Raw genomic sequence first — 15,167 nt, 5'->3', positions numbered from 1 at the left:
GTCCGAACCGTGAAAGGCCGAAAGGCCACGGATTCCCCGGGAGAATTACGCACATGGACCGCATCGAACGCATCGGCGACGTCGCCGCAATCATGCGCGACTACGTCGAGAACAAGCAGACCTTCCTCACCGAGAAGACGATGCGCGTTCCCACCGAAAGCTACACCGACCCCGACCAGTGGAAGGCGGAGATGGAGCTGGTGTTCAAGCGCGTGCCGCTGATGCTCGTCTTCACCGCCGAAATGCCCAACCCCGGCGATTACAAGGCGATGGAAGCGGTCGGCCTGCCCGTGCTGATCACCCGCGACAAGCAGGGCCAGGTCCGCGCCTTCCTCAACGTCTGCTCGCACCGTGGCGCGCGCGTCGCGCCCGAAGGCCATGGCAACTGCCCGCGCTTCACCTGCAAGTACCACGCCTGGACCTTTGGCCAGGACGGCAAGCTGATCGGCGTGTCCGAAGCGAGCAAGTTCGGCGAGATCGACAAGCCCGGCATGGGCCTGCGCGAACTGCCCTGCCAGGAAAAGGCGGGCATGATCTTCGTCGTCCTGACGCCCAACGCGCCGATCGACGTCGACAAGTTCTATCGCGGCTTCCTCGAAGATTTCGAAGCCATCGACTTCGACAAGTGGAGCTACATGGGCAGCCGCGTGATCGAGGGCGCTAACTGGAAGATCGCCTATGACGGCTATCTGGAAGGCTACCACTTCGCCTCGCTGCATCCTGAAACGATCTTCCCGCGCACGCCGTCGAACTGCACCCACTACGAAGGGTTCGGCCCGCACCAGCGCATCGGCTTCCCCCAGCACCGCATCGCCGAGGCGCTGAAGGACGTGCCGCGCGAGGAATGGGGCACGCAGGAGAACAACGGGTTCGACTTCGTGCGGATCATGTTCCCCAACGTGTCGGTGTTCATCGCGCCCGAGATCACCCAGGTCGCCCAGCTGTTCCCCGGGCCGACGCCGGGCGAGAACCGCACCGTGCTGAACTACCTGCGCCGCGAACCGATCCGCGACGAGGAGGATCGCGCCAACGTCGAAGCAGCGATGAACTTCTTCCGCGACGTGACCTATACCGAGGACTACCTCATCGGGCTCGAGATCCAGAAGGGCCTCGAAAGCGGCGCGCACGACGAGCTGACCTTCGGTCGCAACGAACGCGGCAACCAGTACTTCCACGAATGGCTCAACTGGTATCTGCAGGACGACGCGGACCTGCCCGAACCGGAGATGTAAGGTTGCGCTGGGGGCTGCCCACCCCCAACCCCTCCCGCTTGCGGGAGGGAGCTAACGGGCGCTGACGCCCCCTCCCGCAGGCGGGAGGGGCAGCGGGACTTGCGCTTCGGCAGGAAGTGCTAGTCGCAGCGGGGTGGGCTGAGGCACATCCCGAAAGAGAGGGCAAAAGCCCCCCAACGGAGAGAATGCCATGAACCCGATCAGCTTCGCCTCCGGCATCGTCCCCGAATTCGGCCCTGTAGACACCATCGAAGCCGCCGCTGCCGGCGGGTTCGACATGGTCGGCCTGTGGGTGGAACCCGCCGACTGGACCGACCAGACTACCCGCGATGCCCGCGCGGCGCTTGCGCGGACCGGCCTGCCGCTGCTCGATGTCGAAGTGGTGTGGATCAAGCCCGACAGCAGCGACGACGATCACCGCAAGGTCATCGACGTCGGCGCGGAACTGGGCGCGAAGAACGTGCTGTGCGTCTCGTCCGATCCCGACCACGCCCGCACCGCCGCGCGGCTCGCCATGCTGTGCGAACACGCCGCGCCTGCCGGGATCCGCGTGGCGCTCGAATTCGGCATCTTCACCGAGGTAAAATCGCTGGCAACCGCGCTTTCGATCCTCGACGATGTGGCACACTCCAGCCGTGCGCTGCTGCTCGATCCAATCCACCTCGACCGCTCGGGCACCACGGTGGAACAGATTGCCGCCATCGACCCGGCGCTGCTTCCTTACGCACAGTTCTGCGATGCGCTGGCTCAGCGCCCCGATCCCGCCGATTTCGCCGCTGTGATCGAGGACGCGATTGACCTGCGCCAGCAATGCGGCGAAGGCGCGCTGCCGCTCGCCGCGCTTTACCACGCGCTGCCCGCCGGGATTCCGCTGTCGATCGAACTGCGCAGCAAGGCGCTGCGCGACGCCTTCCCCCACCCCGCCCTGCGCGCCAGCGAAGTGGCCCGCGCAACCCGCGCATGGATGGACACCCTCGCATGACCGTCACCGTCCTCACCCTGCTCAAGCGCCGCGACGGCATGAGCAAGGCCGATTTCATCGCCTACTACGAATCGAACCACCGCGTGATCGGCGAAAAGGTGCTGTCGGGCTGGGCCAGCCGCTACGAGCGCCTGCACCTCCACCCCTTCGACGGCCAGACCGTGGACCACGATTTCGACGTGGTGCTGGAAATCGACTTTCGCGACCAGGCCACCTGCGATGCCTGCTTCGCCGCCATGGCCGACCCGGCGATCATGGACGAGATCGTGGCCGACGAGGAACGCCTGTTCGACCGCTCGCGGATGCGCACCTACAGCGTCGAACGACGGCGGTCCGCGCTGCCGGCGGACAACGCCTGACCTACCCCACTTCCGGCAGCAGCGCGGCGATCTCGATATGCGCGCGCAGGTGGTCGATCAACGTCGCCACGCGGGTCGGCGCGCCCGGCGCGTGGACCGCGAACACGCCCACGTCCTGCGACCCGCAGTAGTCGGGCAACACGCGGCACAGGGTGCCTGCCGCCAGCGCGTCGGCCACGTCCCACAGCGAGCGCAGCGCGATGCCGCAGCCGCCGAGCGCCAGTTCGCGCACGACCTCGCTCGAATTGGTGCGGATCGCGCTGGTCCCCTGTTGCAGCACGGTGCCTTCCGGCCCGTCGAGTTGCCAGGGCAACTGGCTTGTCGTGGCAAGCAGGCGGTGGCGGGACAGCTCGCCCAGCGCCTGCGGCTCCCCGAACGCCGCCAGATAGGCAGGCGCGGCGCACAGCACGCGGCTGCTGGTGCCGAGCCGGTGCCCAACCAGCCCCGCCCCGATCCGCGCACCGATGCGGATGGCCAGATCATATCGCCCGTCCAGCAGGTCCACGAACTCGTCCGACAGGTCGATGGCAAGGTCCACCTCGGGCCAGCGCGCCACGAAGGCGGGCAGGCACGGCACCACGTGCATCCGCCCGAACGAAGTCGGCGCGGTCAGGCGCAAGGGGCCGCTGACGCCGGCGTGGCGCCCGGCAATGCGATCCTCCGCCGCGCTCAGCGCCGCACGCAGGGGCATCAGTGTATCGAACAGGTCCTGCCCGGCAGGGGTCAGCGCCAGCCGCCGCGTGGTGCGCTGCGCCAGCCGCACCCCCAACCGTTCCTCCAGCCGCGCCAGTCGCTTCGACAGCGCGGGGGTCGATAGTCCGCGCACGCGCGCGGCGGCGGAAATGGACCCCGCTTCGACAATGGCCACGAACAGGTCATAGTCGGGATCGAACATTGTTAACCCCTGCGACAAGGTGTGTTGAATTATTTCCTTCTACCGCAGTCGTGCGGGCCGCGCTAGGTCATCGCCAACGGATCAAGGCCAGCCGCGCGCCAGGCGCGCGGCACGGGATCAAGGAGTGTTTGCAATGACCGGGTATGTCGACAAGGCGGGATTGAAGGTTGCGGGCGAACTCGCCGCTTTCGTGGAAGAGCGCGCGCTGCCCGGCACCGGCATCGCGGCGGACGCCTTCTGGGCGGGCGCAGCCGACATCTTCGCGCGCTTCGCCCCGCGCAACCGCGAATTGCTCGCCAAGCGCGACGCGCTCCAGGCGCAGATCGACAGCTGGCACAAGGCACGCGCAGGCCAGCCGATCGACATGACCGCCTACAAGGCGTTCCTGACCGAAATCGGCTACATCGTCCCCGAACCGGCGCCCTTTGCCGTGGCGCCCAAGAACGTCGACCGCGAGCTGGCCCAAGTCGCCGGACCGCAGCTGGTCGTCCCCGTGCTCAACGCGCGCTTCCTGCTCAACGCTGCCAACGCGCGCTGGGGCAGCCTGTACGATGCGCTCTACGGCACCGATGCCATCCCCGGCAGCCCGGCGGGCAAGGGCTATGACGCGGCGCGAGGGAGCCAGGTCATCGCGTGGGCCAAGGCGTTCCTCGACGAAGCCGCGCCGCTCGCCACTGGCAGCTGGGCCGACTGGACCGGCGGCGACCTCGTGCTCGCCGATCCGGCGCAGCTGATCGGCCGTTCGGGCGACAACCTGCTGCTCGCCCATAACGGCTTGCACATCGAAGTCGTGATCGACCGCAGCCATTCGATCGGCAAGGACGACCCGGCGGGCATCGCCGACGTCCTGATGGAAGCGGCGATCACCACGATCTGCGATTTCGAGGATTCGGTCGCCGCCGTCGATGCCGAAGACAAGGTCGCGGCCTATTCGAACTGGCTCGGCCTGATGCAGGGCAATCTCGAAGACACCTTCGAGAAGGGCGGCGCGCAGATGACCCGCCGCCTCAATGCAGACCGCGCCTACACCGCGCCGGATGGCAGCCAGTTCACGCTGCCGGGCCGTTCGTTGCTGCTGGTGCGCAATGTCGGCCACCTGATGACCAACCCCGCCGTGCTGCTCGCCGATGGCGGCGAAGCGCCCGAGGGCATCCTCGACGGCATCGTCACCAGCCTGATTGCGCTGCACGACCTGAACGGCGCGGGCCCGATCCGCAACAGCCGCACCGGCTCGGTCTATATCGTCAAGCCCAAGATGCACGGCCCCGAAGAAGCCGCCTTCGCCAACGACCTGTTCGATGCGGTGGAAGACATGCTCGGCCTTGCGCGCCACACGCTCAAGATCGGCGTGATGGACGAAGAACGCCGCACCAGCGCCAACCTGGCCGCGACGATTCACGCCGTGCGCGACCGCATCATGTTCATCAACACCGGCTTCCTCGACCGCACCGGCGATGAAATGCACACCTCGATGCAGGCCGGCCCGATGCTGCGCAAGGGCGACATGAAGGCCAGCGCCTGGATCCAGTCTTACGAGGACCGCAACGTCCAGATCGGCCTGGCCTGCGGGCTTTCGGGCAAGTCGCAGATCGGCAAGGGCATGTGGGCCATGCCCGATCGCATGGGCGACATGCTGGTGCAGAAGATCGGCCACCCGAAGACCGGCGCCAACACCGCGTGGGTGCCCTCGCCCACCGCCGCCACGCTCCACGCCACGCACTACCACAAGGTCGACGTGTTCGCCCGGCAGGTGGAACGCCGCGCCGAGGGCATCGCCTCGCTTGATGCGCTGCTGACCATCCCCGTCGCCACCGGCCACAACTGGTCGGCCGAGGAAGTGCGCGAGGAAATCGACAACAACGCGCAAGGGATTCTCGGCTACGTGGTGCGCTGGGTCGATCAGGGCGTCGGCTGCTCCAAGGTGCCCGACATCAACGACGTCGGCCTGATGGAAGATCGCGCCACGCTGCGCATTTCCAGCCAGCACATCGCCAACTGGCTGCTGCACGGCGTCGTCACCGCCGCTCAGGTCGATGAAGCGCTGCTGCGCATGGCCGCCAAGGTCGATGCGCAGAACGCCTCCGATCCGCTGTACCAGCCGATGGCGTCCAACCCCGAAGGCAGCCTCGCCTTCCAGGCCGCGCGCGCGCTGGTGTTCGAAGGTGTGGACCAGCCCAACGGCTATACAGAACCCCTGTTGCACAAGTTCCGCCAGCAGGTGAAAGCACAAGGGTAAGGCCGTACAGTCGGGCCGGTCGACATTTGGTTCAGGTGGAGCCGAAAAGTGTGATTTTCGAGCACCGGAGCGCAGCGTACTTCAGTACGTGAGCACCGGAGCACAGAAAAGCGCGTTTTGCAGGCCCGCATGGGCCGAAGGTCGGCCGGCCCGGGGCGCGGCATAGGGAAGGAACGCCATGTCCATCGCCATGCCCGCGCCCGACGAGGGCACGCTCGCCAAGCGCGATCGCATCATCGCCGCGATGCAAGCGATCGTGCCCGGCGAAGGCGTGATCACGCAAGCCGACGCCCTGCGCCCGTGGGAATCGGACGGGCTCACCGCCTATCGCCAGCCGCCGATGCTGGTGGTGCTGCCGGAAACGGTGGAGCAGGTCTCCGCCGTGCTGCGCTGGTGCCATGGCGAAGGCGTCAAGGTCGTGCCGCGCGGGTCGGGCACCTCGCTTTCGGGCGGGGCGCTGCCGCTGGCCGATGCGGTGCTGCTCGGCATGGGCAAGTTCAAGCGCGTACTCGACGTGGACTACGAGGACCGCGTGGCGGTGGTCCAGCCCGGCGTCACCAACCTTGCCATCACGCAAGCGGTCGAGGCGCGCGGCTTCTACTACGCGCCCGATCCTTCCAGCCAGATCGCCTGTTCGATCGGCGGCAACGTCGCGGAAAACTCGGGCGGCGTGCACTGCCTGAAGTACGGCCTCACCACCAACAACGTGCTGGGCGTCGAACTGGTGCTGATGGATGGCGAAGTCGTGCGCCTTGGCGGGCGGCACCTCGATCCGGCAGGGCTGGACCTGCTCGGCGTGGTGGTAGGCTCGGAAGGACTGCTTGGCGTCGTCACCGAAGTCACCGTCCGCATCCTGCCCAAACCCGAAACCGCGCGCGCGGTGCTGGTCGGTTTCCCCGATGCGGAAAGCGCGGGCGCGTGCGTGGCGCAGGTCATCGCCGAAGGGATCATCCCGGCGGGCATGGAGATGATGGACCGCCCCGCGATCCATGCCGCCGAAGCCTTCGTGCAGGTCGGCTACCCTCTCGATGTCGGCGCGCTGCTGATCGTCGAGGTCGATGGCCCCGCCGCCGAATGCGACCACCTGATCGGCGAGATCGCGCGCATCGCGGACCATAACGGCGCGACCACCACCCGCGTCTCGCAGGACGAAGCCGAGCGCATGGCCTTCTGGGCGGGGCGCAAGGCCGCCTTCCCCGCCGTCGGCCGCATCTCGCCCGATTACTACTGCATGGACGGCACCATCCCTCGCCGCCAGTTGCCGCACGTGCTGCGCCGCATGGAGGAACTGTCGGCACACCACGGCCTCGGCGTCGCCAACGTGTTCCATGCAGGCGACGGCAACCTGCACCCGCTGATCCTCTACGATGCCAACGTGCCGGGCGAACTCGACCGCGCCGAGGAGTTCGGCAACGACATCTTGCGTCTGTGCGTCGAAGTCGGCGGCGTGCTGACTGGCGAACACGGCGTCGGCATCGAAAAGCGCGACCTGATGCCCGTGATGTTCGGCGAAGAAGACCTCAAGCAGCAACAGCGCGTCAAATGCGCCTTCGATCCCGACCTGCTGCTCAATCCCGGCAAGGTCTTCCCGACGCTCCACCGCTGCGCGGAACTGGGCCGGATGCACGTCCACCACGGCGCGCTGCCCTTCCCCGAATTGCCGAGGTTCTGATGCTGGCTCCCCGCGACGCACAGGATCTGCGCGCCATCATCGCCGATGCGGCGGCTTCGGGCCGCAAGCTCGAACTACGCGGAGGCGGCACGAAAGCCGATTTCGGCGCCCCGCGCGAAGCCGAAATCGTCAGCCTCACCGCGCTGTCGGGCGTGGTCGACTACGACCCCGCCGAACTCGTCCTCACCGTCCGCCCCGGCACGCCGCTGGCCGAAATCGAAGCGCTGGTCGCTGGCGAAGGCCAGATGCTCGCCTTCGAACCCTGGGGCGATGCAGCAGCGACCATCGGCGGCACCGTGGCGGCGGGCGTGGCCGGATCGCGCCGCGTCACGGCGGGCAGCGCGCGCGACCACCTGCTCGGCCTCACCGCCGTATCAGGCCGGGGCGAAGTCTTCGTCGCGGGCGCCAAGGTGGTCAAGAACGTCACCGGCTACGACCTGCCCAAGCTGCTCGCCGGATCGTGGGGCCGCCTGGCCGCGATGACCGAACTCACGCTCAAAGTCCTGCCCGCCCCGCGCGTGACCACCACGCTCGCCGCCCACGGCCTCAGCCCCCGCGCCGCGCACGCCGCGATGGCCTGCGCGCTCGGCAGCAACGCCGATGTCAGCGCCGCCGCACACCTGAAGCGCGGGATCACCCTGCTGCGCGTCGCAGGCTTCGCGCCCTCGGTCGAAGCGCGCTGCGCCGCCCTGGCCGGCCTGCTCAGCGATCACTGTTCGCTCAGCCTGCTCGATGAAGCCGCAGCCGCCCCGCTCTGGGCCGAAGCGATGACCGGGCACAAGCTGGCGGGCGCGGTCGGTTGGCGCATCCACCTGCCGCCCCGCCACGCGCCCGCTCTGGTCGAAACGCTGGAACCGCTCGGCATCGACTGGGCGATGGACTGGGGTGGCGGTCGCCTGTGGGTCGCGCTCGATAACGCAGGGCCGGATGTGCGTATGCTGGCCGCGCAGGCTGGCGGCGAAGCCACGCTCGTTCGCGCCGATGCGCCGACGCGCGGACGCATCCCCGCCTTCCCGCCCCGCCCGGCCGGCGTCGCAGCGCTCGAAACCCGCGTGGCCCGCGCCTTCGATCCCACCGGCGTCTTCGCCACCACGCGCTTTGCCGAGGATGCCCATGCAGACCAGCTTTCCGCCTGAGGCCCTCACCGATCCCGCCATGCGCGCCTCGGAAGCCGTGATCCGCAAGTGCGTGCACTGCGGCTTCTGCACCGCCACCTGCCCGACCTACGTCCTGCTCGGCGACGAACTCGATTCCCCGCGCGGCCGCATCTACCTGATCAAGGACATGCTCGAAAACCAGCGCGAGCCGAGCGCCGAGGTGGTCCGCCACGTCGACCGCTGCCTGTCGTGCCTCTCGTGCATGACCACCTGCCCGTCGGGCGTGAACTACATGCACCTCGTCGATCACGCGCGCGCCTATATCGAGGAGCATTACGAGCGCCCCCGCAGCGAACGCCTCTTCCGTCGCCTGCTGGCGGCGATCCTGCCCTATCCCGAACGCTTCCGCTGGGCGCTGACCCTTGCGCCGCTGGGCAAGCCGCTTCGGCCCTTGCTCAGCGCGATCAAGCCCCTGCGCCCGCTGGCCGCGATGCTGGACCTTGCGCCCGCGCGCATCCCCGCCCCCGCGCCCGCGCAGTCCACCCGCCTCCCGGCGCGCAAAGGCCGCGTGGCGTTGCTGCAAGGCTGCGCCGAACCCGTGCTGCGCCCCGAATTCCGCGCCGCCACGGTCCGCCTGCTCGAACGCTGCGGCCACGAAGTCGTGTTCGCCCCGAACGAAGGCTGCTGCGGCGCGCTCGTGCATCACATGGGCCGCGAGGAAGCCGCGCGCGAAGCCGCCCGCCGCAACGTCGATGCGTGGATCACCGAGATCGAACGCGCGCCCCTCGATGCCATCCTCGTCACCGCCTCGGGCTGCGGCACCACGATCAAGGACTATGGCTTCCTGCTGCGCGACGATCCCGCCTATGCCGACAAGGCCGCGCAGATCAGCGCGCTGGCGCTGGACGTGTCCGAATACCTCGCGCGCATCGACCTGCCGCAAGCCGGTCCCAAGGGCGTGACCGTCGCCTATCACCCGGCCTGCTCGCTGCAGCACGGGCAGAAGGTGACCGAAGCGCCCAAGCGCCTGCTGGCGCAAGCAGGCTACACCGTGCGCACGCCCGCCGAGGCGCACCTGTGCTGCGGATCTGCGGGCACCTACAACATCCTTCAGGCCGAGATCGCCAACCAGCTCGGCCAGCGCAAGGCCGACCATCTCGACCGGCTAGACGCCGATGTCGTCGCCACCGGCAACGTGGGCTGCGCCACCCAGATCGCCCGCTTTTCGCAGGCTCCCGTGGTTCACACCGTCGAACTGCTCGACTGGGCAACCGGCGGGCCGAAGCCCGCGGCACTCAAGCACCTTCCCCAGGAGTAAGACACATGACCATTTCGCTCGAACAGGCGCAGACCATCGTGGCTGCAGGCCTTGCCGAAGGCCGCAAGCTCGGCCTCAAGCCGATCAGCATCGCCGTGCTTGATCCGGGCGGCCACCTCGTCGCCTTCGCGCGCGAGGACGGTTCGTCCAACCTGCGCCCGCAGATCGCCACGGCCAAGGCGTCGGGCGCGCTCGCGCTCGGCGTGTCCTCGCGCGTCATCGGGGAAATGGCGATCGACCGCCCGACCTTCATCAACGCGGCGGCAGGGCTGAACCCGGCGGGCATCGTTCCGGCAGCGGGCGGCGTGCTGGTCCGTGATGGGCAGGCCAAGGTGATCGGCGCGGTGGGCGTGACCGGCGATCATTCCGACAACGACGAGGCGTGCGCGCTCGCGGGCATCGCGGCAGCGGGCTTGTCTGCCTGAGGCTGCGTCAGGTCCGGACCACCCCCTCCCGCTAGCGGGAGGGGAAGCGAGACCTTGGCTTGCGCAGAAAGTCCAAGTCGCGGCGGGGTGGGCGGCGAGCCGCCCCCGCCTCAGTCCGAATAGACCGTCCGGTACGAACGGCGCGCGAACTTCCACGTGCCGTCGATCCGGCGCAGTTCGTCGTCATAGCGCCCCGTGGTGTGGATGCGCTTGTTCGTCGCCGGATCGTCGAATATCTCGATGGTGTAGGCGACCGAGGTCGCCGTATCGCCATCCACTTCGATCGAGCCGGGCTGCATGAAGTAAATCATCGGCTTCGTGCAGTTGTCGAGGCCATAAACCTTCATCGATTCGACCCACCCGGCAAGGATCGTCTCCTTGCCGGTGAAGCCGCCGAGGTCCGGATAGTCGGGCAGTTCCCAATAGGCGTCATCCGCCCAGATCGAGCCCCACAGGTCGGCATCCTTGGTCATCACGCCGTGGGCGTGCGTGTCCATCAGTTCGCGGATCGCGATGCGATCCTCGATCGGGCCGGTGAACGGCATGAACGAAAACTCCTTACCAGGCGTGGGGTTCGCCGTTCCACTTGAGGAAGTCGCCCGAAGTTTCGAGCGTCCAGTCGGCCGCGACCTTGCGGATGCCCGCTGCCGATTCCTGCGGCGTGATGTCGGCGCCTTCGCCACCCATGTCGGTCTGCACCCAGCCCGGATGGACCAGGCCGATCACGATGCCGCGATCCTTGAGGTCGATCGCCACCGAACGCATCATGCGGTTCAGCGCCGCCTTGGCGCCCGCATAGGCGTAGAACCCGCCATAGGGCCAGGTCGAAGCGGCCAGCTGGCTGGTGATGTTGATCACCTTCGAACCCGAGTGCAGCTGCGGCAGAAAACCCTGCAGCACGCGCAGCGGGCCATAGACCATGATGTTGAAGGTATCGTCCCAGGCCTTCCAGTCGGCGACTTCGAGTTCCTTCTCCGACGACGGGCCGGTCACGCCCGCCACGTTGTAGAGAACGTCGATCGCTTCGCCCGCGGTGCTGGCCGCGCCCGCCTTGACCGAGGCATCATCGCCCACGTCCATGGTGTGGACGGTCAGCTTGCCGCCCGAAGCGGCGGCGAGGTCGTTCAGCTTGTCGCTCGCCGAGCGGACCAGCGCGAGGACTCGGTCGCCGGCCTCGACATGCTGGCGCGCGAGTTCGAGCCCGATGCCGCGCGCGGCACCCGTGATTGCAACAGTGGCCATGACTTACCTTCTCCCTTCGAGCCAGTCGTTCAGCACTTCATGGAAGAAGCGCACGCGTGTTTCCTGCGCCGGCAGGTAGGCATCTTCATAGCCCTTGGAATGCATGCCGGCCTGCATACCTTCGGCCAGCTCCATGTCCTGGTAAACTATCTGTCCTGCGAGTTCAGGGATGCCGCGTCCGCCGTCAAAGTCGCGGTGCTCGCAGGTCTCGACTTCGCGCAGCGGCTTTTCGCCCGCCATGATCGACTGGCAGGTTTCCTGCCCTTCCACGGGGAAAGCCATGCACCACAGGTCGAAGTAGCACTTTTCCGGGTCTTCCGGGTGCGGTTCGCTGCGGAAGAAGATCAGGTTGTCGGGCAAAAAGCTGATGGTCACGTTGGGGAACATCACCGTGTGCGGGCTGTCGGTGATCTCCTCGTCATCCATGTGCTCGTAATGGACATAGCCGCGCTCCTTCCACAGGCGGCGCTTGGCCGCCTTGAGGTCGAGCCAGCCCTGCATCGCCATCTCTTCGTAGCTGGCATACCGGGTTGGATCGATGTCCCACTGGCGCAGGATCGCCTCGAACGGATGCGGCACGCCTTCGGGCAGGCGGTCGGACAGCGACGGGCGCATCGGCTGCACCGTACGACCATGGCCGCGCGGCCACATTTCATGACGGGCGGTGTCGACGTCCTGATCGATCCATGGCGGAACCTGCGGGTGCGCGGTCCGGGTGTGGTAGCTTTCCGAGAAGTTGTCGGTGACGAACTTCCAGTTGGCGTTCAAAGCGATGCGATACCACGCGACGCGCACCGCGGTGTCCATCGGATAGTTCTTGAACACCTCGGGCATCGGGTCGAGGTAATCGAGCAGCGGCTCGGCCTTGGGGTCCATCGTGTACCACACGAAGCCGCCCCAGGTGTCGCAGCGCAGTTCTTTCAGGCTGAGCTTGCCGCACGGATCGCCCTGCGGGAAATCGTGGGCATCCTGCGCGAATTGCAGCACGCCATCCTTGCCCCACCGCCAGCCGTGGTAGGGACAGGTGATCGCTTCGAGCGAGGAGCTTTCGCTGACCATTCGCATCCCGCGATGGCGGCACGAGTTGTAGAAAGCGCGGATCGAGCCGTCATCCTGACGGATGCAGATCACCGATTCCGTCATGAAGGTGTGGACCAGGAAATCGCCCGCCTCGGGGATCTCGGCAGTGCGCCCCGCGACGTGCCAGATCCGCGACCACAGCTGGTCCCATTCCTTCTGCGCGAATTCCTTCGAGAAGTAGCGGTCGCCGGTAATGGCGTCGCCCCGCAGGTTCGCGGCATCGCGGCCGTCCAGCGCCCCGAATTTCGCAGATGTCTCGTTCATCGATCTCTCCCGGCCGCGTCCTCTGGGCAAGCGCGGCATTGCCTCCGTCATCGCGCGAGGCGCGTCTTGAGAATACTGGCACAAGGAGGAGATTACAATCCGACCGGATGGTTTCGGAACTACTCCGCCATCGCCGGGTCCAGCAGGGTTTCGGCATGCAGCATGTCGACCACCCGTGTCACCAGTTTCAGCACTTGAGCGACGCGTGCCTCGCCCACGACCGGGCGGTTGAGCAGCAGGCCCGTGTGCGCGGCGTTGACGAAGTCGTTGACCAGCTTGAACGTGTTCCAGCGCGCTTCCCACTGGGGGAAGCTCTCGATCATCTCGGAAATCCACACTTCGTCATAGCGCTGTGCGGCGGGCGCGAAGACCTTGTCGAGTTCGGGATCGGTGCGCGCGGCGACCGACAGTTCGATGTAGGCGGCATATTCGCGGGTCTGCAGGCTGCGCCAATGCGCCGCCGCGCCGACCGCTAGCAGGCTGGTGTCCTTCGCCCCCGTGACCGAGCGCAGGTAATCGTCGAGGAAGGAGCGCATCCGCTGGTAGAAGACGTGTTCGACCACGGCAGCGGCAAGGTCCATGCGCGTGGCGAAGTGGTGGTGCATCGCCCCGCGCGACGAGCCTGTGCGCTCGGCCACCTGCTGCGTGGTGAGGCCGGCATAGCCCTGCTCGACCAGACAGTCGATCGCGGCCTCCACCAGCCGCAACCGCGTGCGCGTGCTCTTCTGCTGCTGCCAGCGTTCGGGCGGCACGGCGAGATCGGACGGCAGCATCGCGTCGAGCATTCGCTGCTGCATTGTGGTGGCCATGGGTGCTCCTATCACAAACTTCAGGTTCTTCCCCCGTGTGAACGGTGGCAAAAGAAACCGGCAACAGTGCCTGTTTTCATCCCTTACCCCGCAGAAAATCAACCTGCGAGTTTGGCGAGTGGCAACGAATCGGGTGCTTGAGGAAAAAGGCAGGCATAAGGTTTGCGGGCGTCAGGATTCGCCGGAACCGCCCCCCACGATCCCAGGGGGAGGCCGTTTGGAGAGGAACCGAAGTCATGACCGTTGAGCAGCCGATCTCGCGTTATTCGCCCGATTTCGACGTGGCCGTGCGCGGCGACACCATCACCGCCGACCGCTACATCACCAAGGAATGGATGGAGCTGGAGAAGAACCATCTCTGGCCCAAGGTGTGGCACCTGGGTGGCCTGACCGCCGAGCTGGAAGAGGAAGGCGATTTCGTTCGCCACAACTTCGGCAAGGAATCGGTCATCATGGTCAAGCAGGCCGACGGTTCGGTAAAGGCGTTCTACAACGCCTGCCCGCACCGCGGTAACCGCCTGATCGTCGGCGATTCCGGCTCCACCCCGCGCATCACCTGCGCCTATCACGGCTGGCAGTTCGATCCCGACGGCACGCTCGTCCACGTGCAGGATCCGCACGACTTTGCCGGTGGCGACCCCTGCGGCAAGACCAAGCTTTCAGAGCTGCGCTGCGAGACCTGGGGCCCGTTCGTGTTCTGGTGCATGGACGACGACGTCGCCCCGCTGGAAGAATGGCTCTCGCCCTTCCCCGAACGGCTCAAGGGCTACAAGCTCGACAACTGGGTGCGCGTGCTGAACGTGTCGGCGGACGCGAACTTCAACTGGAAGATCATCCGCGATAACTTCAACGAGAGCTACCACCTGCCGACGATCCACCCGGAACTGGCGACCTTCATCAACGACGGCCTGCCGACCACGCTGTTCGAGATGTACGAGAGCGGCCACAACGCGATGTGGATGATCGGCCACCAGGCCACCACCCGCAAGGACTACGTCAGCGGCGACGTGCCTCCGGGGCTCTACGAAGCCGCCGAAGCCTGGGGCATCGATCCCAAGGAATATCGCGGCCGCACCAACGACATCCGCGAAGCCGTGATCAAGGCCAAGCGCGAAAAGGGCGCCGAGCGTGGGTACGACTACAGCGAGATGACCGACCAGCAGCTGGTCGACTACTTCCACTGCACGCTGTTCCCCAACCTGACCATCACGATGTCGCCCGAACAGTGCCAGATCCTGCGCACCGAGCCGCACCCGACCGATCCGGAAAAGTGCGTGTTCCAGCACTGGTGCCTCTATCCGCCGGTCAAGGGCATGACCGAGATCGACACCCCTGTAGGTCGCGCGCCGTTCAAGCACGACGCGATCCACCGCCACTCGGTCTATGGCGACGGCGTTTCGGTGGGCTACGTGGCCGATCAGGACCTGTCGATCGGCACCACGCAGCAGCAGGGCCTCAATTCGCGCGGGTTCAAGGGTTGCCTGCTGCCAGGGCAGGAAAAGCGCATCCAGCGCTTCCACGAACGCCTGAACGACTTCGTGCTGGGCAAGGACTGA

At 66.8% G+C, this 15,167-nt stretch carries 14 protein-coding genes; 9 read left to right on the top strand and 5 right to left on the bottom strand.

The window, feature by feature from the left end; genetic code table 11:
- The first annotated feature begins 53 nt into the window (after positions 1 to 53).
- The 3 genes from K3A84_RS10190 (at position 54) to K3A84_RS10180 (ending at position 2,573) form a co-directional block, all read left to right on the top strand.
- Positions 54 to 1,232: an aromatic ring-hydroxylating oxygenase subunit alpha gene (locus K3A84_RS10190; RefSeq protein ID WP_225009235.1), complete on the top strand. Its 1,179-nt coding sequence runs from the start codon at positions 54 to 56 to the stop codon at positions 1,230 to 1,232.
- Between the two features lie 190 nt (positions 1,233 to 1,422).
- Entirely contained in the window at positions 1,423 to 2,214 is a 792-nt protein-coding gene (locus K3A84_RS10185) for a sugar phosphate isomerase/epimerase family protein (RefSeq protein WP_225009234.1), read from the top strand.
- Positions 2,211 to 2,573 (top strand): EthD domain-containing protein, encoded by a 363-nt coding sequence (locus tag K3A84_RS10180; RefSeq protein WP_225009233.1) that lies wholly within the window; start codon positions 2,211 to 2,213, stop codon positions 2,571 to 2,573. The genes K3A84_RS10185 and K3A84_RS10180 overlap by 4 nt, the downstream gene beginning before the upstream one ends.
- 1 nt (position 2,574) lies before the next feature.
- On the opposite strand, the gene K3A84_RS10175 is transcribed toward K3A84_RS10180, so the two are convergent.
- Positions 2,575 to 3,468, bottom strand: coding sequence for a LysR family transcriptional regulator (locus tag K3A84_RS10175; protein ID WP_225009232.1), 894 nt, complete (start codon positions 3,466 to 3,468; stop codon positions 2,575 to 2,577).
- Between the two features lie 133 nt (positions 3,469 to 3,601).
- On the opposite strand from K3A84_RS10175, the gene K3A84_RS10170 reads away from it, so the two are divergent.
- The 5 genes from K3A84_RS10170 to K3A84_RS10150 all read left to right on the top strand — a co-directional run bounded on the left by K3A84_RS10170 (position 3,602) and on the right by K3A84_RS10150 (position 10,216).
- The gene (locus K3A84_RS10170) at positions 3,602 to 5,704 is read left to right on the top strand and encodes a malate synthase G (protein ID WP_225009231.1); all 2,103 of its coding nucleotides are present in this window, start codon (positions 3,602 to 3,604) and stop codon (positions 5,702 to 5,704) included.
- Between the two features lie 178 nt (positions 5,705 to 5,882).
- The gene (locus K3A84_RS10165) at positions 5,883 to 7,376 is read left to right on the top strand and encodes an FAD-linked oxidase C-terminal domain-containing protein (RefSeq protein ID WP_225009230.1); all 1,494 of its coding nucleotides are present in this window, start codon (positions 5,883 to 5,885) and stop codon (positions 7,374 to 7,376) included.
- A complete protein-coding gene (locus K3A84_RS10160; protein WP_225009229.1) occupies positions 7,376 to 8,512 on the top strand; it encodes an FAD-binding protein in 1,137 nt (378 codons plus the stop codon). The genes K3A84_RS10165 and K3A84_RS10160 overlap by 1 nt, the downstream gene beginning before the upstream one ends.
- A complete protein-coding gene (gene glcF / locus K3A84_RS10155) occupies positions 8,490 to 9,791 on the top strand; it encodes a glycolate oxidase subunit GlcF (RefSeq protein ID WP_225009228.1) in 1,302 nt (433 codons plus the stop codon). Before K3A84_RS10160 ends, glcF begins: the two co-directional genes overlap by 23 nt.
- A gap of 5 nt (positions 9,792 to 9,796) precedes the next feature.
- Positions 9,797 to 10,216: a GlcG/HbpS family heme-binding protein gene (locus tag K3A84_RS10150; protein ID WP_225009227.1), complete on the top strand. Its 420-nt coding sequence runs from the start codon at positions 9,797 to 9,799 to the stop codon at positions 10,214 to 10,216.
- Between the two features lie 110 nt (positions 10,217 to 10,326).
- On the opposite strand, the gene K3A84_RS10145 is transcribed toward K3A84_RS10150, so the two are convergent.
- The 4 genes from K3A84_RS10145 to K3A84_RS10130 form a co-directional block, all read right to left on the bottom strand.
- Positions 10,327 to 10,761 (bottom strand): nuclear transport factor 2 family protein, encoded by a 435-nt coding sequence (locus tag K3A84_RS10145; RefSeq protein ID WP_225009226.1) that lies wholly within the window; start codon positions 10,759 to 10,761, stop codon positions 10,327 to 10,329.
- A 13-nt stretch (positions 10,762 to 10,774) separates the two neighbouring features.
- On the bottom strand, positions 10,775 to 11,458 hold the full coding sequence (locus K3A84_RS10140) for an SDR family oxidoreductase (RefSeq protein WP_225009225.1): 684 nt from the start codon (positions 11,456 to 11,458) through the stop codon (positions 10,775 to 10,777).
- 3 nt (positions 11,459 to 11,461) lie between these two features.
- Positions 11,462 to 12,802: an aromatic ring-hydroxylating oxygenase subunit alpha gene (locus tag K3A84_RS10135; protein WP_225009224.1), complete on the bottom strand. Its 1,341-nt coding sequence runs from the start codon at positions 12,800 to 12,802 to the stop codon at positions 11,462 to 11,464.
- 119 nt (positions 12,803 to 12,921) lie between these two features.
- Complete coding sequence (locus K3A84_RS10130; RefSeq protein WP_225009223.1) at positions 12,922 to 13,611, bottom strand: TetR/AcrR family transcriptional regulator; 690 nt, start codon at positions 13,609 to 13,611, stop codon at positions 12,922 to 12,924.
- Between the two features lie 236 nt (positions 13,612 to 13,847).
- On the opposite strand from K3A84_RS10130, the gene K3A84_RS10125 reads away from it, so the two are divergent.
- Positions 13,848 to 15,167: an aromatic ring-hydroxylating oxygenase subunit alpha gene (locus K3A84_RS10125; RefSeq protein ID WP_225009222.1), complete on the top strand. Its 1,320-nt coding sequence runs from the start codon at positions 13,848 to 13,850 to the stop codon at positions 15,165 to 15,167.

This window comes from Novosphingobium percolationis (assembly GCF_020179425.1).
GTDB lineage: Bacteria > Pseudomonadota > Alphaproteobacteria > Sphingomonadales > Sphingomonadaceae > Novosphingobium > Novosphingobium percolationis.
This window is presented reverse-complemented; position numbering and strand designations above follow the sequence as displayed.

Bases quoted from the DNA above. Each gene is read 5' to 3' on its own strand.
- K3A84_RS10160 (WP_225009229.1), top strand. From the start codon at position 7,376: ATGCTGGCTCCCCGCGACGCACAGGATCTGCGCGCCATCATCGCCGAT.
- K3A84_RS10175 (WP_225009232.1), bottom strand. From the start codon at position 3,468: ATGTTCGATCCCGACTATGACCTGTTCGTGGCCATTGTCGAAGCGGGG.
- K3A84_RS10140 (WP_225009225.1), bottom strand. From the start codon at position 11,458: ATGGCCACTGTTGCAATCACGGGTGCCGCGCGCGGCATCGGGCTCGAA.
- K3A84_RS10185 (WP_225009234.1), top strand. From the start codon at position 1,423: ATGAACCCGATCAGCTTCGCCTCCGGCATCGTCCCCGAATTCGGCCCT.
- K3A84_RS10165 (WP_225009230.1), top strand. From the start codon at position 5,883: ATGTCCATCGCCATGCCCGCGCCCGACGAGGGCACGCTCGCCAAGCGC.
- K3A84_RS10125 (WP_225009222.1), top strand. From the start codon at position 13,848: ATGACCGTTGAGCAGCCGATCTCGCGTTATTCGCCCGATTTCGACGTG.
- K3A84_RS10190 (WP_225009235.1), top strand. From the start codon at position 54: ATGGACCGCATCGAACGCATCGGCGACGTCGCCGCAATCATGCGCGAC.
- K3A84_RS10130 (WP_225009223.1), bottom strand. From the start codon at position 13,611: ATGGCCACCACAATGCAGCAGCGAATGCTCGACGCGATGCTGCCGTCC.
- K3A84_RS10145 (WP_225009226.1), bottom strand. From the start codon at position 10,761: ATGCCGTTCACCGGCCCGATCGAGGATCGCATCGCGATCCGCGAACTG.
- K3A84_RS10135 (WP_225009224.1), bottom strand. From the start codon at position 12,802: ATGAACGAGACATCTGCGAAATTCGGGGCGCTGGACGGCCGCGATGCC.
- K3A84_RS10180 (WP_225009233.1), top strand. From the start codon at position 2,211: ATGACCGTCACCGTCCTCACCCTGCTCAAGCGCCGCGACGGCATGAGC.
- glcF (WP_225009228.1), top strand. From the start codon at position 8,490: ATGCAGACCAGCTTTCCGCCTGAGGCCCTCACCGATCCCGCCATGCGC.
- K3A84_RS10150 (WP_225009227.1), top strand. From the start codon at position 9,797: ATGACCATTTCGCTCGAACAGGCGCAGACCATCGTGGCTGCAGGCCTT.
- K3A84_RS10170 (WP_225009231.1), top strand. From the start codon at position 3,602: ATGACCGGGTATGTCGACAAGGCGGGATTGAAGGTTGCGGGCGAACTC.